Below are 19,877 nucleotides of genomic sequence, written 5' to 3' on the forward strand. Positions count from 1 at the left end.
GGTTAATCCTTAAGCATAAATTCGTAGTTGCCACCCATGACTTCATGGATCGGCGTGTCCGCCAGTAGTGCCTTCGCCATCAAGGCTTCGCGTGCGACGATCGATTCAGCAGTCTCGACCACCCTGGCGATGTTTGCCTTGCTGATGAAAATCACGGCGCTGCTGTCGGCGATCACGTAGTCGCCGGCTTCCACTGCGGCCCCGAAGACTTCAATGGGGACGTTCACGCCCTTTTCGACGATACGGCCACGAGCGGTGAGCGCCGTGAACTTGTTTGTGAACACCGGCAGGCCCATCTCGCGGGATTCGTCGATATCGCGAACCGGACCGTCAGCGATCACGCCCGCGATACCGCGAACCTTGGCACCCAGCGACAGGATGCCGCCCCACGAACCGGCTTCAATACCGGTGCGCTGCTCGACAACGATCACATCGTCGGAGTTGCCGAGTTCGATCGCGGTGGTGCCCAGATGACGCGGCGGGCCGGGAGGCGGATCACCAACACCGAGTTTCATCGTGATAACGCGACCTGCGATGCGCTTCGTGCCTGAGGCTTGGGCGACGCCGCTCACGACGCCGGACAAGCCGAGTTTATCGAGTGCGTCCGAGACTGCGCAGCAGTCCAGCCGACGAAGGCGGTGGATCAATTCGTCTTTGGTTGCCATATATTTGATGTTTCCTTATTCGGACTGCGGCTTCCAGTACACAAAGCCCATGGCGTTGCCGGTACCGGCTTCGCTGCGATAGCAGGGCACATAGTCGACCACCGTCATGTCGAAGGCGAGTTCATCCATCATGCCGGCGACGGGAATCCAGTTCTTGATTTCCGATGTACCCGCCTGGAAGATTTCTTCGCCCAACGCGAATACCGGCGTGAGGTCGTGGTTCTTCATCGCGTCGAGAATCAGATTGTCGACGCGCTCGTCAATGACGAAGTGCGTCAGACCACCGGAAGCGATGACAGCTACACGTGCGTCCGAATCCCACGATTCGATGGCGCGAGCAATCGATGCACCGAAAGCGTGGCAGCGTGCGACTGTCGGTTGATTCGGCGGATAGAACGTATTGACAAACACCGGCACGGTCGGAACGACCTGGTCTTTCATCAGCTGGCGGAACACGAAGCCGTATGCATGCGGCGTTTCCGTTTCTGACAAGCGGCCAAGAGCGGCCACGTCAAAGTTGTCGGCGATCGCGTTCTTGATAATGTGCTTTGCAAGCTCTGGAACGCCTTCATGCGTGGCAGTTTCCGGCTTGTAACCCGGCATCGAATGGCGCACGCCCGGAGGCATTTGCATCAATTTATCGTGACTGATCATGTTGTTCACGATCGTCGGGCCGTGCATGACGCCGAATGCGGGAATGCAATCAGTGGTGAAAATTTCCATCTGATCGTTGCCGACAATGACAACGACGTCAGCTTTGGCCTCAGCCAGCACCCGCGCCATTTCCTCGATAGCCGCCCGGCACTGGGCATGGCGCTCCTTCCACTTCTCCGGCGTGATCTGATCCGCGAGGTTCTCGCTACGGCGATATTCAACGAGTTCATCGAAGGCCCATTCGCGGCCTTCGAAATCATGCTTGCTCAGTCGATCATCAGGTACGCGAGCGCCCCAGGTCTCCGGTGGCGTGATGAGCATGGGGCCATGCGAAGTTCCCATTCCCAATACGATTTTTGCCATGATTTCGAGTCCTGTGGGCGTCGGGATTATTCGTAATCCGCGAGGTTGAGCTTAAAGAAGTCGCGAGCGTTTCCGAAGAAGATTGCATCCTTCTCTGCTTTCGACAGCCAGTCGAAGCTTTCGATATACGGCTTGATGTCGTCGAAAGTGCGGCCGGTGTCCGGGTTGATAGCCGAACCCACGCCCGGGCACTCAGCGCCGAACATGCAGCGGTCAGCGCCAACCGTCTTGATCAGTAGACGCAGCGATTCTTCGGAGTAGAGCACGGTGTCGTAGTACAGATTTCGCATGCCCTCGAGGAAGTTGCGGCCGGCACGCGAGGCGCCCGACTGGAAACGGCCGATCTGGTAGGGGATCGAACCGCCGCCGTGCGACACCATGATCTTCAGATTCGGAAAGTCCTTGAAGACGTTCGAATTGACGAGGTTGAACACCGCGATCGTTTCTTCGTTAATGAAGTGAACGGTGTACGGCGAACGAGCCGACTGCGAGCCAGTAGCGTGGATGTGCGCCGGTACGTCGAGTTCGCACAGTTTCTCGTACAGCGGGTACCAGTAACGATCACCGAGACCGGGGGCTTCGACGCCGCTGTTTTCGAATGGGTCGGGATTCAGCAGTACGCCCTTGAAGCCCAGTTCCTTGACGCAGCGCTCCAGTTCCGGCAGCACGACCTCGATCGGGTCGCCCGACACTTGCGGCAGGCCGCCGACTCCGATGAAACGCTTCGGCAGCAGCTTGACAGTGCGCGAGATGATGTTGTTGGTTTCTTCCGTGAACCAGTGCACGAGCTTGCCCGGCTTCTGGCTGTGCATCATCTGGAACGGACGCGGCGACATCAGCTGGACGTTCGTGCCGACGCGGTCGAGCATGTCGAGGTGGCCAACCGGCGCCATTTCCTTCTTGTTGGCGTAGTGCAGGATTTCCTCGTCGGTCACCTCCGGCATCTTGCGACCGTGTTCGCCCCGATGCGACAGAATGTGTGCCTTGTAGACCCACAATTCTGCGGGTGCGCTGACGTGACCGTGGCAATCGATAATCACTTACTTGTCTCCTTGATTAACGTGATGGTGGGTGCCCGTAGGCACACGGGTGTTTGTTACAGATCGAGGACGAGACGATCGCCCTTGCAGCCAGAACAGCAGATAATCATCGTCTTGTTCGAAGCCTTTTCGGGCTCCGACAGAATGGCGTCGCGGTGATCCGGCTCACCTTCCAGCACGCGGACTTCACATGCACCGCATACGCCTTCTTCGCACGAGTATGAGATCGGTACACCGGCTTCGCGCACGACGTTGAGAATCGTCTTGCCTTGAGGGACGGTGAGCGTCTTGCCGCTCTTACGCAGTTCAACGACGTAGTTGCCATCGAGTGCGGCTTCGTGTTTGGCACTGAAGTACTCGACGTGGACTTGTTCAGGGGGCAAAGTCGAGCAAGCCTTTTCGAATGCTTCGAGCATCGGGCCGGGGCCGCAGCAATAGAAATGGGCCGACGCCGGCTCCCGCTTCACCACGTCTTCGATATTCAGAAACGTGCCGACTTCTGCGTCGACGTGAACGAGCGAACCTTCGAACGTCTTCAATTCTTCAGCGTAGGCGACGTCAACCCGGTCTCGGCACGAATAATAGATACGCGGCGACTTTCCGATTTCCTTCAGGCGACGCGCCATACACAGAATAGGCGTGATCCCGATACCACCGGCAACCAGAATCGTGTGCTTAGCGTCTTCGTCGAGGGGGAAGTTGTTGCGCGGGGTTTCGACCTGCACGAGGTCGCCGACACGCATCGTTTCGTGGATGTAGCGGGAGCCACCACGCGACTGCGGGTCGAGTTTGACGCCAATCACGTACGAACGCTGCGTCAGGCTATTGCTGGACTCAAGGAGGGAGTACTGACGCGTCAATCCGTTCGGCAGGATCAGTGCGACGTGCGAACCCGCGTCAGCGGCGGGCAGACGCTCGCCCTCGGGGTCTTCAAAGGTCAGAGCCAGCGTGTTGCGCGCTAAATATTGACTCGCCGTCAAGCGCAGAGTCATCACTTCATTAAGTTCAGTCATCTCACCTCCAAAATCATAGAACGCGCGGAACCCTGCGAATGGGGGGCAGGCATCACACATCACGCTTCCTCAGTCACCAATCATTGAAAGTTTCTTGCCAACCGTTTGACGCGTAATTCTTTTTTGCATATTATTTCGTCTGAGCGGGAAAAAGTCAAAGACAGGCGACATCACATGGGGTATTCCCTAGGGAGGAGAAATGATTGCAGTTTTGACCACCAACGGTGGAACCGTTACGCACGGTGATGGCGCGGCAACGACGCTACTGGTTGCTACGATTCGCGGCATGCTCGTATTCGAGCGTGAAGACGCCAGTGCCCCGTGGGATCTCACGCGCACGACGCTGGAAGATCGCCACGTGAGCGCGTTGCTCTATGTTCCGGGTGCGGGCCTGTTGTTCGCGGGCGCACACGGCCAAGGCAGTCTCGTGGTCTCGAAGGACTTGGGCCTGACGTGGGAATCAGCCAACAATGGCCTGAAGAGCACGCATATTTATACGATGGCGCAGCAGGAGCGCGACGGGAAGACCGTCCTGTTCCTGGGCACTGAGCCGTCCGCGCTTTATCGCAGCGACGATCTGGGTGCTTCGTGGGTCGAAATTCCCGAAATGATGACGGTGCCGGACCAGGACAGGTGGACGTTCCCGCCGCCCCCGCATATCGCACACGTCAAGAATATTTCGTTTCACCCGGCCGAACCCGAAACGCTTTATGTCTGTATTGAACAGGGCGCGCTTCTCAAGACTACCGACGACGGCAAGACGTGGAACGAGCCGCGGTCGTACGAATCGGAAAACGACAAGTTCTACCACGACAACCACCGCGTGGTGATCCGCCCGTCGAATCCGAAACAGATCTTCATGTGCGGCGGCGAAGGCCTGCACTACAGCGCAGACGCTGGCGAGACCTGGGTTCACCTGATGACGCGTCAAGACCTTATCGGTTATCCCGACGCCATGTTTATCGACCCGCGCAACGAGAACGTTTTGTATCTCGGTGGACCGGGTAACGCACCGCGCGATTGGGGCGCCCGTAAGTCGGCGAACGCAACTGTTCTCAAGAGCACCGATGGTGGTGTTACCTGGAAACATATGCGTAACGGTCTGCCCGAGGAAATTATCGGCAACATCGAGGGTATGGGTATGTACCGTTGGGATGACAAGATCATGCTCATCGCCGGTACGGCAACGGGCGAAATCTATGCGACGGAAAACGATGGCGAAAGCTGGTACGTCGTCTCCGAAGACGTTCCACCGATCTCGAAGGGTGGTCACTATCGCTGGTTCCTCGACGCCAAGGAACGTATGACCGTCGAAGATCGTTACGGTCGCAACGAACACTGAGCGATATCTAAGCAAAAACCATTCTGCACGCCGGCCACGTTCCGGCGCACCAAGTCCTCCCAGGAGAATGTCTTGAGCCGTATTAACAGCCGCGAGGAAGCCCTCGATATTGCCCGTGGTTTGCATGACGCGATTCGTTCACGCGTCAAACAGACCGAAAGCGACCGCGTGGTGCCCAAAGAAACGATCGATGTACTGCGCGAAACGGGTCTTTTCAACATCATCACACCGAAGACGTTTGGCGGTTCCGAACTAGGTTTCACTACGCTCGTCGAAGTTACGGCAGAAATCGCATCGGCCTGTGGCTCGACGGGTTGGGTTTTCGGCGTTCTGGCGGGTCATAGCTGGATGTTGAATCTGTTCCCGTTGCAAGCACAGCAAGACGTGCTTGGCAAAGGCCACGTATTGACGGCAACCGTGTTCCGCTTGGGCGGCACGATTACCGAAGTCGACGGCGGCTACAAACTCGTGAACGGCGACGGTCGCTTCTGTTCGGGTATCGACCACGTGCAATGGGTCATCATCGGAAACGCCGTGCAGCGGTCCGATGGGCCGCCTGAACCGCGCTTTTTCGTGATCCCGCGTTCGGATATCGAAATTGTCGATGACTGGCACACGGCTGGCCTGCGTGGCACCGGTAGCCGCACGATCAAGGTCGCGGAAGCGTTCATCCCGAAACATCGTTCGGTGTCGGTCAAAGACATGATGACGGGCAACGTCGAAGGCGCTGACGCAATGCGTGCCCCGATCTACCGGATGCCTTTCCAGAACGTCACGCCGTTCTCGCTCATCGGCGCGCCGCTGGGCATGGCACGCGCAGCACTCCGTTCGTTCGCTGAGGGTTTGGCGCCGCGTCTTCAGGCAATGCCGGCCGCTCAAATGGCGGAACAGTCGGCTACGATCGAACGCCTGGCACACGCGACGGCAGATCTCGACGCGGCCTACGCATTGATTCTCGAAGACACGCGCCGCGTCGATACGGCAGAAAGTGCAGAGTCACTGACGGCGCTCGAATGGTCACGTATACCGCGCGACTGGGCGTATTCCGCTCAAACCGCTCGTCGCGCCGCCAACAGTGTCTTCGAAGCTGCCGGCGGCACCAGCATTTACAACGCTTCGGAGCTCCAACGTATCTGGCGCGACGTCAATTCCGCCGCCCAGCACTTTGCTTTCACGTGGGATTCGGCGCTGACGGCATTTGGTCGCCATGCGCTCGGCCTCCCACCTTCGCAGTTCGGTCCAGGTCCCAAGAAATAAGGATGAGCCATGAACGTGGATGATATTCACTCGATCGAAGATTACTCACCGCAAACGCTGCGTGAACTGATCGGGCGCGTGGAGAAGTCGAGTACGTTCGAGCACATGATTTACCGCGAATCCGAGCTCGATGAAGTCTGGCGGCTGCTCGATAACGATATCGTCGCTGCTGCACGGCAGGGCTCGAATGTGCGGGAAGTGCAGAACCTTGCTGCTCTGCGCAACCTGATTGTCGAAGCGCACGATTTCATTGGCAACGACAGCAACACCGTAGACGCGCGTGATCGATTGCTGAAGGCCGTCGAACTCGTTTAACGCTAGTGGGAGCGCATTTATCTCCCGCGCATATTCACAGATAAACAAAATCTAGGAGCAAACCATGCTTTCCCGCGAAGATAACGACGTTCTGACCCAGGTTGGTAAAGGCACGCCGAACGGCGACATGATCCGCCAATTCTGGATTCCGATGATGCTGGCGTCCGAAATCAGCGAGCCGGGCGGCAAGCCCGTGCGTGTGCGTCTGTTGGGCGAAGACCTTGTGGCGTTCCGCGATAGCGACGGCAAGGTTGGCCTGCTCGAAGAACAGTGCCCGCACCGTCGTGCGTCGCTCGCGCTGGGCGACAACTCGGACGGCGGCCTGCGTTGTCTGTATCACGGTTGGAAGTTCGCCGTCGATGGTCAGTGCATGGACACTCCGACGGAGCCGGAAGATTCGAAGCTGTGCTCGCGTATCAAGGCAGTGGCGTATCCGACTCGAGAAGTCGCTGGCGTGATCTGGACGTATATGGGCGATCCCGCGAAGGTTCCCCAATTCCCCGACTTCGATTTCCTATCGTACCCGGCGGAAAAGGTTGTTGCGTTCAAGGTACTCGAAGACTGCAACTACGCCCAAGCCGTCGAGGGCACGATCGACTCCGCACACGCAGGCGTCCTGCACCGTGAACAACCGTGGGCAGCGCCGGCCAAGTACGAACACGAACGCGATCTGCGTCCGAAGATCGAAGTCGAGTACACGCACTACGGCCTGCGCTATGCAGGCGTGCGCAATTTCCGTGAAGAAGGCAAGTTGCACGCCCGCGTCACGCAAGTGATCCTGCCGTTTTTCACGCTGATTCCGCCCGATGGATTCGGCGTGCGCAAGAACCGTCGCATGGCAAATGCATTTGTTCCGCGCGATGACGAATCGACGTGGCATATCCAGTGGTTCTTCGACGAAACGCAGCCTGTCGATATCGAATATCGTATTCAGGAAGGCGGTCACTGGCTCGATGAAAACTTCCGCAAGGAGCTCAACATCGACAACTGGTACAAGCAGGATCGCGAGGCCATGAAGACGACGTCGATGTCGGGCATCAAGGGCATCCTGACGCAGGACCACGCAGTCAGTGAAACTCAGGGCCGTATCCTCGACCGCACGAAGGAACACCTCGGCACATCGGATGTCGCGGTCGTTGCATGGCGTCGTCAGATGATCCGTGCGGCTCGTGCTTACTCGGAAAGCGGCGAATTGCCGAGCGTGCTGACGACCACGATTCCGTGGAATGAGATTCACGCTTCGACGGTGATTTTCCCGAACGACCGTACGTGGAAAGAAGAAGTACCCCTCAATCCGGAAGTCGCTCTGAAGGCCTGAGGTCCACATGATCGTCGATAGTCACGCGCATGTTTCGCCTCATTGGTATGAGCCTGTCGAGACGTTGATCGACCAAATGAATGAGTATGGCGTTGATATGGCCATTCTCACTCAGATGATCGGACAGACGGATAACCGATATCAGCAAGACTGCGTCAAGCGATATCCGGGCCGTCTGTCGAGCGTGGCTTGGGTTGATGTCGAAGCCCCGGACGTTGCAATGACGATCAAAAACCTCGCAACCGATGGCGTCTCGGGTATTCGGCTTCGCCCCTCCTCGTGTCTTCCGGATGGTCGTCTTCCGGAAGCATGGCGTGCAGTCCAGGAAACTGGATTGCCCGTCAGTTGCGTGGGGTCGGCGGAAGCATTCAACGCGCAGGGGTTTATCGAACTGGTTGCGAGGTTGGCAGGGACGACCATCGTCCTCGAACATCTGGGTGGCACCAGCACGCCCGTCACGACAGATGAGCAGTTAGCTATTCGTCGCCAGGTGTTCAAGTTCGCCGCCTTTCCGAATGTCATGCTCAAGGTTCCGGGGCTAGGCGAATTGATGCCTCGCGACCCGAAAACCTGGCATCTGGGCCGTCCCTTCGGGGACGCGGCGTCGCCGCTTGTCCACGAGGCGGTAGCCGCATTCGGCGCGAATCGCCTGATGTGGGGTTCCGATTTCCCAGTCGTGAGTTCTCGCGAAGGCTACGGGAATGCATTGGATCTCACCCGTATTGCACTCAATGGAATACCTGATGAGGATCTCAACGCGATCTTCGGTGGTAACGCACTTCGCGTATTTTGGAAACTCTGAGATCGAAAACGAGCAGGAGACAAACACATGACGAAGAAGGTACTGGCAGCAGTTAAGACGGATGTCGAAACCACGGAAATTCGTGAATTCGATTATCCGACTGTCAAGCCTGAAACCGGAATTCTGCACATCGAAGCGAGTGGCGTAGGTGGCAGCGATCCCGAGCTCTACCGCAAGGCCGGCCACGTTCCGGTCATCATGGGCCACGAAAACGTCGGGACCATCGAAGAAGTCGGTGAAGTCGCGGCCAAGCGTTGGGGCGTGAAGCCCGGCGATCGCGTTGCTCTGCACGAATATCTCCCGTGCTGGCACTGCGAATGGTGCATGAAGGGAGATTTCCGTCTGTGTATGGACGTCGATTTCTTCAATGTGAAGGATCGCCTGAATACCGATCGGTTCGGCATGTCCACCGCCAACAAGGCACCGCATTTGTGGGGTGGCTACGCACAGTATATGCATCTGCCGCTCAACACGGTGTTGCATAAAATTCCGCAAAACATGCCGGCAACGCACGCAACACTGGCAGTGCCGTTCGGTAACGGCGTGCAGTGGGCGTGTCTCGACGGCGGCGCAGGTCCCGGTAAGGTCGTACTCGTCTGGGGACCGGGCCAGCAGGGCTTGGGCTGCGTGCTGGCGGCAAAGGCCGCAGGCTCATATACGGTGATTCTGGCCGGCATGACGCGCGATCAAAGTCGTCTCGATCTGTCGCTGCGCCTGGGCGCCGACTATGCAGTCAACGTCGAAACGCAAGAGCTCGAAGCCGAAGTGATGCGTATCACCAAGGGTCGGGGCGTGGACGTCGTGGTTGATACGACCGGCGACCCCAAGGGCGAGATCGTCAAGCAGTCGATCGCACTGGCGGCAAAAGGCGCCTATCTGAGCCTGAACGGCCTGGAGCAGCACGTACCGATCGGCGAGATCAAGAAGCGCTATCTGACGGTTCGTGCACCGCGTGGCCGTAGCTACGCAGCGGTCGAATTGGCACTGCGCTATGTAGGCTCAGGCCGCTATCCGATCGATGAAGTGTGCTCGCACACGTTCGGCCTGTCGCAGGTGCACGACGCAATTCTGGCCACCGCAGGTCGGGGCATTCAAGGTGCGATCCACGTGTGCGTGGACCCGTGGAAATAATGCCGCAGATCATTGGTTAAATTGAATTTAATAGAGGTAACGTCATGATTGACAGCCACGCACACCTTATTTCGACCGACCGCGAGAAATATCCGCCGTCGCCGCTGAGCGGCGTTCTGGAAGAAAACGCATTCGACAATCCGGTAACGGCTGAGCGCTTGATCGACTTGCTCGGCACATTCGGTATCGATAAGGCGCTCGCGGTCCAACGCGCGCACCTCTACGGCTTCCACAACGACTACGTCGTGGATTCCGCACAGAAATATCCGGACCGTCTGCGTTCGCTGTGCATGCTCGACGCACTGGCACCGAACGTCGAAGAAACGGTGAAATACTGGGTCGGCGAGCGCGGCTCGGTCGGCATCCGTCTGACGGAACCGAAGAAAGGTGCAGACAGCAGTTGGTTCGCTTCGACGCAAGCGCGTCGTGCATGGGCAGCAGTGACGGATCTCGGCGGCAGCGTGCGTCTGCACTTCTACCGCTGGAATCGTTTGGCAGCACTCGAAGCGCTTCAAGACGTGGTGACGGAGTTCCCTGATACGCCGGTTATTCTTGACCACTTTTCAAATATTGTCGGCGAGGGCCCGGGACCGGATTACGGCGTGGATGAAGCACTGCTGAAATTCGTCGACAGTCCGAACGTCTTCTTGCTTTATTCCATGATCAACCTCGGCAAGTTGAAAGCGCTCGAGCTGCCGTCCGCGCCGGTTGTCGAGCGTGTGGTGCGCTCGTTCGGTGCCGATCGTGTGATGTGGGGTTCCGACATCGCTCAATCGAAGGGCGACTACAAGGACATGGTCCAGCTGGCGAAGGACTCCGTCTCCACCCTGTCGGCCGAAGATCAGCGCAAGGTGCTGCATACGACGGCTGAGCGCGTCTACTTCAGCTAATGAAGTTGCAAACATAAACGGCGTTCTGACTGGAACGCCGTTTACGTGCATTTCAGGGTTATCCCGAGTCATGTCGCGCGAAGCAACGCGATAAGATGCCATGAATACTGAATTGAATACTATTTAGGATGCCAGTCCGGTTGAGTCACAGAGGTCGCATGCGCAAACTGGCAGGTCTATTGTGTCGCACCTTGTTCCGATTTATCCGTTCTCGATTCCTTTCTCAGGAGACTGACAATGAAATTCCTCCGGAACTGCTGGTATATGGTTGGATGGTCGAGCGAGTTTTCGGCTACTGATATCGTCCCGTTCACGGTGATGAACGAGGCACTGGCGCTCTACCGCAAGGAAGACGGCACGCTCGTAGCACTTGAAGATCTGTGTCCGCACCGCCTGGTTCCGCTGTCGGTCGGCCGTAAGGAGGGTGATGAACTGCGCTGTATGTACCATGGTCTGAAATTCTCCGCCGACGGACGCTGCACCGAAATCCCGGGCACCGATCGTATCTCGTCGAAGGTCTGCGTTCGTAGCTACCCGATCGAAGAAAAACATGGTGCTGCATGGGTTTGGATGGGTGACGCTGCAAAGGCTGATCCCGCGCTGATTCCGCCGATCGAAGGTCCGGACAGCGCTGTCTTCGCGATGAAATGCTCGAAGAAGGTATGGAAGGGGAACGCGGAAATTGTCGCTGACAACTTGCTCGACCTTTCGCACGCACCGTATGTTCACGAAGCGACGTTCGGTGCCAACAACAAAGTGTCGCTCAAGATTCAGAAAGATGGTGAAGCAAAGCGCGGCATCGATACGGTCGAGCGTGGCGTCGTTGCTGACCGCTGGCACCTGGGACGTCAGTCGAATCCATACTTCGGTGAAATCCCTTCCGACGACAACGTCGTCAGCACGTTCCTCGTGCCGGGCGTCTTCATCCTCAAGATCCATTCGTACGCCCCGGGCGTTCAGGATCGTCTCGTCGATGGCAGGCCCACAGAAGAGCCGATCTTCCGCCGTTGCACATGCCAGATGATCACGCCGATCAACGATACGGAATCGATGTTCTTCTACAACTTCGGTCCTGATCACGAGCATGCCGATCTGGCAGATCACGCTTTCGCGATCGCCGAAGCCGCATTCGCTGAAGACAAGGCAATCATCGAGACGCAGCAGGCAACGATCTCGAAAACGCCGGGGCGCAAGATGATCATGTTGGTGATGGATCAACCGGTGCTGCGTTACAACGAAATCTACAACGGTCTTCGCTCGGCGGAAGAGGCTGAGCGAGCCGCTGCTGCCCCCGCAGCCTAGGTAGATCGAACCGCGCTGGTATGTTTTCTGAGACACGAGGAATAACGAAAATGGAATTGAATTGGACCGAGCCCCGATGGGATGACCAGGCCGATATGGTTGTTGTCGGCTACGGCGGCGCCGGCGCGGTGTTTGCGCTTGAAGCTGCTGAGCAGGGCGCCGACGTGCTCATTCTCGAAAAGGGTGCGCAGGGCGGCGGCAACTCGGTCTGCGTCGCGGGCGGTCTGATCATGACCTCTGTCGACGAAGAAGAGTCGTTCAAATATCTGAATTGGCTGTGTGGAGGCCAAACTGATGAAAGCGTTCTTCGCCATTTCGTGTCGAGCCTCAAGAACATACCCGCCTGGCAGCACAAACTCGAATTGCCGCTCAAGGACAACCCGCAGCCGTTCTCGGCACCGGGATTTTTTCCCGAATTCCCGGGGGCTCCCGGCGGGGAAAGCATCAAAGGTATGAGCGTCGTCGCCGCACCGGGCGGAGCTGGCCTCTGGAATGCGATCTCCGCACAAGCGGAGAAGGCGGGTGGCCGCGTCCAGTGCAACACTCGCGTCACCAGGTTGGTTCAGCACCCGGCCACGAAACGGATTGTCGGTGTTGAAGCCGAACATGACGGCAAGACGATCGCGGTGCGTGCTCGCAAGGCAGTCGTGTTGGCCAGTGGCGGCTTCGAGGCGAACGACGCCATGTGCAAACAATTCCTGACTGCTTGCCCGATCTACTTCCTTGGTAGCCCGAATCTGACCGGCGACGGCATTCGAATGGCGCAGGAGGTTGGCGCGCAACTCTGGCACATGAACGCCGTAGCGGGCCCCCTGAACATGGGCATCAAGACGAAGGAAGGCTACGTCTATGTGACTTACGACCTGAACAAGGTCGCGGGCTTCGGCTATAAAAGCGGCGCCTTCAAGGACGGCGGCAGTCTGTTGTGGGTCAACCGCCAGGCGAAGCGCTTCCATAACGAAACGGTGGACACGTCGGTTGTCCAACATGGATTGGCCAATCGCGATACCTGGTTGGCAACGACGCCGGGCACCCCGGAATTCACGAACGTGCCGGCATTCCACATTTTCGATGAAAAGGTGCGTGCGGGCGGTGCGGCAATGACGACGCTGAATTCGCGTGTGCCGCCGTGGTCGCAAGACAACCTCAAGGAAATCGAAGAAGGCCTCGTCATCAAGGCCGATACGCTTGAAGAACTGGCGTTGAAGTGCCAGTGGCCGGAGATCCAGGGTGTGTGCAAGGCCGGCCGCCTCGATCCGGCCGCACTTCGCGAGACGGTTGAGCGTTACAACGATCAGTGCCGCAACAACCTTGATCGCGATTGCGGGCGCGAAACGTTCCTCGTGCCGCTCAACGATGAAGGCCCGTACTACGCGATCGGGCCAATGCTCCCGACCTATTTGAACACGCACGGCGGTCCGAAACACGACGCAGGTCAGCGTGTTCTCGATCATCAGAACAAGCCGATTTCCGGTCTTTATGCAATCGGAGAATGCGGATCGCTATGGGGACCGTATTACAACTCGATGGGCGATATCGCCGAGTTCATCGTATCTGGCGTGACGGCGGCAAAGACCGCACTCGCCGATAGTGGGCGGGAGAAGGGCGCTAAATAGTTGTACGGATAATTAGCAAGGAGACACCGTAGTGAGTGAGATCGCAGATGTACAAACGAAGTTGGCCCCCGCCGACAACGTGGAAGATTCAAAGACGACCAAAGGTGCATGGTGGATGCTTATCGTTTTGACGTCCACCTACGTCATCTCGTTTATCGATCGGGGCGCGCTTGCTCTCGTTGTCGGACCGATTAAGGAAGACCTCGGAATTTCCGATCTTCAGGTCAGTTTGTTGCTTGGCCTTTCCTTTATGTTGCTGTATAGCATGCTCAGTATTCCGATGGGCATTCTGGTCGACAAATACCAACGGAAGACGCTCCTCGGCGGCGCGATCATGGCATGGTCGGTGGTTCAGATGCTTTGTGGTCTGAGTACGACCTATCTCCAGTTGTTCTTCACACGTGTTGGTCTCGGTGTTGGTGAATCGGCGCTGGCACCCGGATCGCAGTCGATGATTCGTGACGCATTTCCGCCGCATCGTCGCAGTATTGCTTTCGGTATCTACAATATCGGTCCGATGTTGGGTACTGGTTTGTCCATGGCTCTCGGTGCCGTCCTGTTGAAGGCAGCTTCTGCAGGCGCATTCGATACACTACCTGTCGTCGGCGGCATGAAGCCCTGGCACTTTGTACTGCTGGTGCCGGGCATCATTGGGGTTCCGTTCGCGATTCTGCTTTGGCTGCTGCGTGAGCCGCCCCGTCGTTTCCAGACCGATATTTCCGATGTGACGTACAAGCAGACCATGTGCTTCGTCTGGAAGAATCGTGGCGTGTATGTTCAACTCTGGGCTGCGATTTGCCTATACGGTATTGCCATTGGTTCCCAGATGGCATGGCTTCCGGAAATCATCGCTCGCACGCTACATGTTGCCCGTCCGGAAATCGGTAAGGCGATAGGCGGCGTTGCACTGCTCGCTTCCCCACTCGGTCTCCTGATTTGCGGCGGAATCGCGGACCGGTTGCGCAAGCGCGGCATGGTCGATGCGCCTGTTCGGGTAGCGGCAGTCACAACGGCAATCGCCGCAGTCGTTACGGCATGCTTCCCGCTCGTCCATACGATGAGCGCGGGTATCGTCCTCTACTTCGTCCAAATGTTCATGTTTGCGATGTTCGCGGTGGCAGGCGGTGCAACGAATGCCGAGTTCACGCCGGGTAACATGATGGGCAAGATCACCGCCCTCTATTACTTGATCACGAATCTCGTCGGGTTGGCACTCGGCCCTACCGTGGTGGCGCTCGTTGCTAAATTCTTCGACGGTGCGAATGCACTTGGCGCCTCGTTCGTCATCTGCTACGTGGTCTCCGTGGCATTGGCAGTGATTCTGCTGATCCGTGTCAGCGGTGCATTGCGTCGGCCAGTTGTGCAATAACTCGTCGTCGCGTCGGGGCGTCATTTCTGACGTCCCTTCCCACGAATATCTATAGGTTTAAATCAAGTGAAGATAACCCGCGTTGAGTGCATTCCGATTTCGATGCCGCTGAAGAAGCCGATTAAGCTTCCGAATGTCACAATCACATGCCTGAATACGCTTTTCTTGGCTATTACAGCCGACAACGGTCTCGTCGGCTATGCGGAGTCGGGGGACACTTCATCGTGGTATCGCGGTGAAAGCCAAGCGTCGATGACGGCGATGATTTCCGATATTTTCGCGCCACGAATTTTGCTTGGTGAAGAAGCGAGCAATATCGAAAAGATCGTCGGCATGATGGATCAACTCGCACGCGACAACAATCAGGCGAAGGCGTTGGTCGACTGTGCTCTGCATGATCTGAAGGGCAAATCTTTGGGCGTGCCAGTCTACAGCCTGTTGGGTGGCCGCACTCGCGAGAAGATTCCGCTCGGTTGGGTATTGTCGGCGGGTGAGCCCGAAAAGGTGGCCGAGCTCGCGATCCAGGTCCGCGAAAATGGCTTCTCGGCGTTCAAGCTCAAAGTCGGCCGTCATACGTTCAATAACGACGTGGCTACGGTCCGCGAAGTGCGAGCCGCGCTCGGTCCGGATGCCAAGATCATCCTGGACGCGAATGGCTCATGGAACTACGAGCAGGCGTTGGCGACGATGAAGCGCCTCGATCAATACAACCTCTCATTCATGGAGCAGCCACTGGCGCATCAATACCGCGACAGCCTGTCGAAACTGCGCGAGCGTATCACCACACCGATATACGCAGACGAGGGAGCGCAAGAGTTGGGCGATCTCCGCGAAATCGCCGAACGCCGTTCGGCCGATGGCGTCGTTCTCAAGATTCAGAAGGTCGGCGGGCTGGTCAAGGCACAGCGATTCCTGGCCGCATGTCGCATGTACGACATTCCTGTCTTTTGCAGCACGCTGATCGGATCGGGTGTCGAATCCGGGCCGAGCACGCATCTCATGGTCGCAAACGAGTGGGCATGCCAGTTCATGAGCGAAAGCATGGGCCCTCTCGCGATCCACGCAGCATGGAACAGTGGTGATATCCCCGTCGATCAGGACTTGGCTATCGGCGGCCAGCGCTTTAGCGGCGGCTTTGCGTATCCGAGTGAAGGCGTCGGATTCGGATTTGCATTGAATCAAGAATTACTGGCCAAGATTCATACGCCGGGACAGCAGCATCGGGTTGTCGAAGCGTAGTAGCGGAACACAAGGCGGCGGGCTCGATTCCGGCGCGTTGCATAACCATAATCCAATATAGGAGATATTCGATGCACGGACTTAATTCGCCACCGTGGAAATATGCTGTACTTTGGCTCCGGGTTTATTTCGGCGCCGATCTTTTGTGGTCGGGTTTCCGCTATCTTTCGACAGGCTGGGTTCCGTTTATTCCAGGCATCGGAGGCCAATACGTGCAGGCGCTCGATGCCATTCACATGTTTTATGCCGTTAAAGCAGTGGAAATGCTGGCCGGCGTCCTGTTGCTGACGAACCGATACGTGTTGCTCGGCGCAATTCTCGAGTTCCCGACATCTATCTCGATTTTCTGGATTAATACCTTTATCGTTGCGACTCCACGTCAATTGTTCTCGGGTCCGAATCAACTACTAATGAATGGCCTCATTCTGGTGGCGTATGGCGGCTATATGGCAAGTGTGTTTAAGCCAAACAAGCCGCTCGCGCTATGGGAGGGCTTCAAGGTCGACGTCTGGAAAGAGCATTTGAGGCTGAGTAAAGGCGCCGAATCGACGTCCACTATTAAGAAATCAAGCGATTTCGCATAAGGGAGATCGAAGATGAAAAGTAACCGGAATCTTTATATTGGCCTTGCATGCTGCGTCATCATGACGTGCTGGGTATTCTTCGGATCCACAGGACTGGGCTATACAGAATATCGAGAATTGCGCGCACGCGATATGTTTGGCCTGGCAATTCCATGGATCTGCGTCATCACCGTTTTAATTCGGGATCGACGCAAAGGCATCATTTAACGGGCGCTCAGGCAGTGGTCTGGACCACCGCCTTTGGGGTATGCCTGCCGCAGGCATATTTCGTCGCTGTACTGCACTAACTTTTTGGAAATATTTCCTTATGCAAAGCGCTAATTCTTCCCCGTGGAAGTACGTCATTACGTGGCTTCGGCTGTATTTCGGCGCACACCTTTTCTTCTCAGGCATTCGATTCGTGATCGACGGGTACGTACCGATGGTTCCTGGTCTTGCTGGTCAGTATTTGGCCGGTGCCGATGCAATCGGTATGTATCATTGGGTCAAGTATATGGAGGCGATTTACGGCTTCCTGCTTCTGACGAACCGTTTTGTCTTACTGACGCTGATTCTCGAAATGCCGACGACGGTTACGATTTTCTGGCTGAATACGTTCATTTCCGCAACGCCGCGTCAATTGTTTTCGGGCCCGCAAGAACTGCTGATGAACGGTTTGCTGCTGCTTGCGTATAGCGGTTATATGGCTGCATGCTTCCGCCCGACCCTGAACCCTATGTGGCTGTGGGACGGTTGGAATGGTTTCAACCTGAAGGGTAAAGGTGGTCTATTGCAAACCGACCCAACTTTGGTCGGTGTGTCTGTCGAAGAAAAAGTATCGGCTTAAGGAGCACTCGCATGAAAAAAAATACCTGGATCGCAATCGCCATCTGTATCGCGCTGACGCTGCTGGCCATCGACGGATCAACGGGTTGGGGTTGGGCGGACTACCGTCCGCTGCGTAACTTCGATTACTTCGGTCTCGGCATCTCCTGGCTGCTTTTTATCGGCGTGCTCATCCGCGACAAGATCAAAGGTGAAGCCTGAGCCTCGGTTGTGGATCTATAAAAGAGCCCGGAGACGACTCTCCGGGCTTTTCTATTGTGCGCCGAGCATGCGCAACAGCTTGGGGGTGTGAGTCCCCTGTCCAACCTGATGGTGGTGAAGGACTTCTATGAGTAGTCCCTTGTCAAGCCGTTTTACAGACTGACTGATCATCGATAAGCGAACTCTCCTCACAGTTCGTACCGCGAGTGGGCGCCGTTGCGCTGAACCCACCGATGGTTGAAGTCGATCCTTGCGCCCGTGAGACCTGACGTCTCACCAACTTCTATCCGCTGGCATGAAACCAGCCTCATCCTGTATGCGCGTTACGCCGGTAAGATCGCCGGGAGCATGCCCCATCTAGAAAATCGGTTGCTGGCTGCGCAACCAGTCCTTCACACGGGCATGCTCGCTTCAAACCATATTTGCTTCATCTCACATCGTTGAACAAACCTCCCGGGAGTCTGAGGGGTTAGGCGGATTTCAGCTGTGCTCCGGCGGGAATCACGCCATCCTTCAGATAGCGCCACAGCGCAATCGCCAGGCGCCGTGCCACCGCGACGATCGTAATCCGTCGGGCCCGGCGGTTCGGGCCTGTGCCCTCGGTGCGGTGGTTGAACCACTGCGTCAGCGCGCTCGTGGGCTGGTAGCGAATCCAGGACCAGGCCATCTCGACAAGCAGGGCCCGGACCCGCCGGTTGCCCTGTCTGCTGATGCCCTGGTCCACCTGGCTCTCGCCGCTGTCGTAGGGTTGCGGGACGAGGCCCACGCACGCGCCGACCTGACGGCGGTTGCTGAACTCCCGCCAGAACAGTTCCAGCGCCAGTCTTGAGGCCCCAACCTGCCCGATGCCGTTCAGGCGCGTGAGATGACTGATCCGGGTGCGCGCAGGCTCGGGCAGACTGGTCTGGCGCGTCTTCTCGAGTGCCGCCAGTTGCTCCTCAGCCAGTGCGAGCCGTTCACACTCGCGTACGAGCCGTTCGTGGAACTCGGGTGGCAGCGGCGCGCCATCGTGACACCGTACCTCGCCGCGGATGAGGCGGTCGGCGAACTTCCTGCTGCCGACCTCATCCCAGCAACCGAACGTGGCTAGCAGCTTGCGCATACGGTCGCGATGCTGCAGCACTTCCTTTTGTAGTTGTCCGCGATCACGCATCAGATGGCGGGAGGCTTCGTCCTGCAGTGACGGCACGCGGATTACCCGCATGCGGTCGCGTTCGCCGCGCAGCCACGCACGCAGGTTGATGACCAGTTTGATGGCATCGAGCCGGTCGGTCTTCGCGCGGCGCTTGTGACGCTCAACGGGAATGCTCGCGGGATCGACGACATGACATTCGATCCCGCGAGCCTGCAGCGCGCGATAGATCCAGAATGCGTCCTGGCCGGCTTCGTAGCTGACGACGACCCGCACATCCGCCGGCAGTGCCCACTTCTCCCTGTGTTGGGCAATCAGGGCCAGCACAGCCTGCAGGCGGGATGCGGCTTGTGGCTCCGCCACTGTGTGCACTGCCGGGTTGTCGCGGCGGCCGTCGTGCAGCGCGACCTTCCACTTTGTCGCAGCCAGTTCCAGCGAGACTGCCAGCACAAGCGCTTCGGGATGGGTCGTGTCTGCATGATCTGTGCGCATGATTCTCTCCTTTGAGTAAGATCCACACGGGCTGATTTTATGATCGGCGTGTTTAGTGGCTCCTTCGTGCATAGGATCTAGCGAAACGCAAGGGCGTCGTCGTGAGGCGGGGTCTGAAGGAAGCGTGTAGCAAAGCCATGACCTGACGAACAGAAACCAGATGCGAGGCCTACCTAGCCGGACGAGCAAGCAATTGATTGCGAAGTCCATAGCCATCAAGGGCTGGGGTGGTAGATCTGGCAGGTGTGTGGTGAAGGCGGTTGCGCTTACCTCGGGAGGCCTGCATGGCGTCCTGGAATCAGGACTGAGCGGCTCGCAAGGGCCGTT

General features: G+C 57.4%; 19 protein-coding genes. 14 read left to right on the forward strand and 5 right to left on the reverse strand.

Annotated elements, in window-relative coordinates; all coding sequences use genetic code 11:
- Nucleotides 1–2: 2 nt before the first annotated feature.
- From OKW40_RS04785 to OKW40_RS04800, 4 genes are read right to left on the reverse strand one after another with little or no spacing between them, the layout of a single operon-like run.
- A complete protein-coding gene (locus OKW40_RS04785) occupies nt 3–665 on the reverse strand; it encodes an RraA family protein (RefSeq protein ID WP_184062835.1) in 663 nt (220 codons plus the stop codon).
- Between the two features lie 15 nt (nt 666–680).
- Complete coding sequence (locus tag OKW40_RS04790; protein WP_184062833.1) at nt 681–1,682, reverse strand: protocatechuate 3,4-dioxygenase; 1,002 nt, start codon at nt 1,680–1,682, stop codon at nt 681–683.
- 26 nt (nt 1,683–1,708) lie between these two features.
- Nucleotides 1,709–2,722, reverse strand: a complete 1,014-nt coding sequence (locus tag OKW40_RS04795) for an amidohydrolase family protein (protein WP_027197812.1) — start codon at nt 2,720–2,722, stop codon at nt 1,709–1,711.
- A 56-nt stretch (nt 2,723–2,778) separates the two neighbouring features.
- Nucleotides 2,779–3,735, reverse strand: coding sequence for a PDR/VanB family oxidoreductase (locus tag OKW40_RS04800; protein WP_429488515.1), 957 nt, complete (start codon nt 3,733–3,735; stop codon nt 2,779–2,781).
- Nucleotides 3,736–3,934: 199 nt separating this feature from the next.
- Between OKW40_RS04800 and OKW40_RS04805 the strand changes: the two genes are divergently transcribed.
- From OKW40_RS04805 to OKW40_RS04870, 14 genes are all read left to right on the forward strand, one after another.
- On the forward strand, nt 3,935–5,077 hold the full coding sequence (locus tag OKW40_RS04805) for a glycosyl hydrolase (protein WP_429488517.1): 1,143 nt from the start codon (nt 3,935–3,937) through the stop codon (nt 5,075–5,077).
- A gap of 72 nt (nt 5,078–5,149) precedes the next feature.
- Nucleotides 5,150–6,334: an acyl-CoA dehydrogenase family protein gene (locus tag OKW40_RS04810; RefSeq protein WP_429355391.1), complete on the forward strand. Its 1,185-nt coding sequence runs from the start codon at nt 5,150–5,152 to the stop codon at nt 6,332–6,334.
- Nucleotides 6,335–6,343: 9 nt separating this feature from the next.
- The gene (locus OKW40_RS04815; protein ID WP_184062819.1) at nt 6,344–6,649 is read left to right on the forward strand and encodes a hypothetical protein; all 306 of its coding nucleotides are present in this window, start codon (nt 6,344–6,346) and stop codon (nt 6,647–6,649) included.
- 64 nt (nt 6,650–6,713) lie between these two features.
- Entirely contained in the window at nt 6,714–7,967 is a 1,254-nt protein-coding gene (locus tag OKW40_RS04820) for a Rieske 2Fe-2S domain-containing protein (protein ID WP_429355392.1), read from the forward strand.
- 7 nt (nt 7,968–7,974) lie between these two features.
- Nucleotides 7,975–8,769 (forward strand): amidohydrolase family protein, encoded by a 795-nt coding sequence (locus tag OKW40_RS04825; RefSeq protein WP_429488519.1) that lies wholly within the window; start codon nt 7,975–7,977, stop codon nt 8,767–8,769.
- A 27-nt stretch (nt 8,770–8,796) separates the two neighbouring features.
- Complete coding sequence (locus OKW40_RS04830) at nt 8,797–9,900, forward strand: zinc-dependent alcohol dehydrogenase (RefSeq protein WP_184062813.1); 1,104 nt, start codon at nt 8,797–8,799, stop codon at nt 9,898–9,900.
- Between the two features lie 44 nt (nt 9,901–9,944).
- Entirely contained in the window at nt 9,945–10,790 is an 846-nt protein-coding gene (locus OKW40_RS04835) for an amidohydrolase family protein (protein WP_184062811.1), read from the forward strand.
- A 237-nt stretch (nt 10,791–11,027) separates the two neighbouring features.
- Nucleotides 11,028–12,092, forward strand: coding sequence for an aromatic ring-hydroxylating dioxygenase subunit alpha (locus OKW40_RS04840; RefSeq protein ID WP_260321311.1), 1,065 nt, complete (start codon nt 11,028–11,030; stop codon nt 12,090–12,092).
- 50 nt (nt 12,093–12,142) lie between these two features.
- A complete protein-coding gene (locus tag OKW40_RS04845; protein ID WP_429488521.1) occupies nt 12,143–13,708 on the forward strand; it encodes an FAD-dependent oxidoreductase in 1,566 nt (521 codons plus the stop codon).
- 31 nt (nt 13,709–13,739) lie between these two features.
- Nucleotides 13,740–15,077: an MFS transporter gene (locus OKW40_RS04850; protein WP_184062809.1), complete on the forward strand. Its 1,338-nt coding sequence runs from the start codon at nt 13,740–13,742 to the stop codon at nt 15,075–15,077.
- Nucleotides 15,078–15,143: 66 nt separating this feature from the next.
- Nucleotides 15,144–16,316 (forward strand): mandelate racemase/muconate lactonizing enzyme family protein, encoded by a 1,173-nt coding sequence (locus tag OKW40_RS04855; RefSeq protein ID WP_429488523.1) that lies wholly within the window; start codon nt 15,144–15,146, stop codon nt 16,314–16,316.
- A gap of 71 nt (nt 16,317–16,387) precedes the next feature.
- On the forward strand, nt 16,388–16,900 hold the full coding sequence (locus OKW40_RS04860; protein ID WP_429488525.1) for a hypothetical protein: 513 nt from the start codon (nt 16,388–16,390) through the stop codon (nt 16,898–16,900).
- A 307-nt stretch (nt 16,901–17,207) separates the two neighbouring features.
- Nucleotides 17,208–17,726 (forward strand): hypothetical protein, encoded by a 519-nt coding sequence (locus OKW40_RS04865; protein WP_260321309.1) that lies wholly within the window; start codon nt 17,208–17,210, stop codon nt 17,724–17,726.
- 11 nt (nt 17,727–17,737) lie between these two features.
- Nucleotides 17,738–17,926: a hypothetical protein gene (locus OKW40_RS04870; protein WP_184062805.1), complete on the forward strand. Its 189-nt coding sequence runs from the start codon at nt 17,738–17,740 to the stop codon at nt 17,924–17,926.
- Nucleotides 17,927–18,395: 469 nt separating this feature from the next.
- Here OKW40_RS04870 and OKW40_RS04875 read toward each other — a convergent pair whose 3' ends face one another.
- The gene (locus OKW40_RS04875; protein ID WP_429488527.1) at nt 18,396–19,550 is read right to left on the reverse strand and encodes an IS110 family transposase; all 1,155 of its coding nucleotides are present in this window, start codon (nt 19,548–19,550) and stop codon (nt 18,396–18,398) included.
- Nucleotides 19,551–19,877 lie beyond the last annotated feature (327 nt).

It is taken from the genome of Paraburkholderia sp. RAU6.4a (assembly GCF_050435625.1).
Classification (GTDB): Bacteria; Pseudomonadota; Gammaproteobacteria; order Burkholderiales; family Burkholderiaceae; genus Paraburkholderia; species Paraburkholderia tuberum.

Coding starts and splice junctions, on each gene's coding strand:
- OKW40_RS04870 (WP_184062805.1), top strand. CDS start 17,738: ATGAAAAAAAATACCTGGATCGCAATCGCCATCTGTATCGCGCTGACG.
- OKW40_RS04865 (WP_260321309.1), top strand. CDS start 17,208: ATGCAAAGCGCTAATTCTTCCCCGTGGAAGTACGTCATTACGTGGCTT.
- OKW40_RS04815 (WP_184062819.1), top strand. CDS start 6,344: ATGAACGTGGATGATATTCACTCGATCGAAGATTACTCACCGCAAACG.
- OKW40_RS04820 (WP_429355392.1), top strand. CDS start 6,714: ATGCTTTCCCGCGAAGATAACGACGTTCTGACCCAGGTTGGTAAAGGC.
- OKW40_RS04800 (WP_429488515.1), bottom strand. CDS start 3,735: ATGACTGAACTTAATGAAGTGATGACTCTGCGCTTGACGGCGAGTCAA.
- OKW40_RS04790 (WP_184062833.1), bottom strand. CDS start 1,682: ATGGCAAAAATCGTATTGGGAATGGGAACTTCGCATGGCCCCATGCTC.
- OKW40_RS04785 (WP_184062835.1), bottom strand. CDS start 665: ATGGCAACCAAAGACGAATTGATCCACCGCCTTCGTCGGCTGGACTGC.
- OKW40_RS04840 (WP_260321311.1), top strand. CDS start 11,028: ATGAAATTCCTCCGGAACTGCTGGTATATGGTTGGATGGTCGAGCGAG.
- OKW40_RS04875 (WP_429488527.1), bottom strand. CDS start 19,550: ATGCGCACAGATCATGCAGACACGACCCATCCCGAAGCGCTTGTGCTG.
- OKW40_RS04835 (WP_184062811.1), top strand. CDS start 9,945: ATGATTGACAGCCACGCACACCTTATTTCGACCGACCGCGAGAAATAT.
- OKW40_RS04845 (WP_429488521.1), top strand. CDS start 12,143: ATGGAATTGAATTGGACCGAGCCCCGATGGGATGACCAGGCCGATATG.
- OKW40_RS04805 (WP_429488517.1), top strand. CDS start 3,935: ATGATTGCAGTTTTGACCACCAACGGTGGAACCGTTACGCACGGTGAT.
- OKW40_RS04830 (WP_184062813.1), top strand. CDS start 8,797: ATGACGAAGAAGGTACTGGCAGCAGTTAAGACGGATGTCGAAACCACG.
- OKW40_RS04825 (WP_429488519.1), top strand. CDS start 7,975: ATGATCGTCGATAGTCACGCGCATGTTTCGCCTCATTGGTATGAGCCT.
- OKW40_RS04860 (WP_429488525.1), top strand. CDS start 16,388: ATGCACGGACTTAATTCGCCACCGTGGAAATATGCTGTACTTTGGCTC.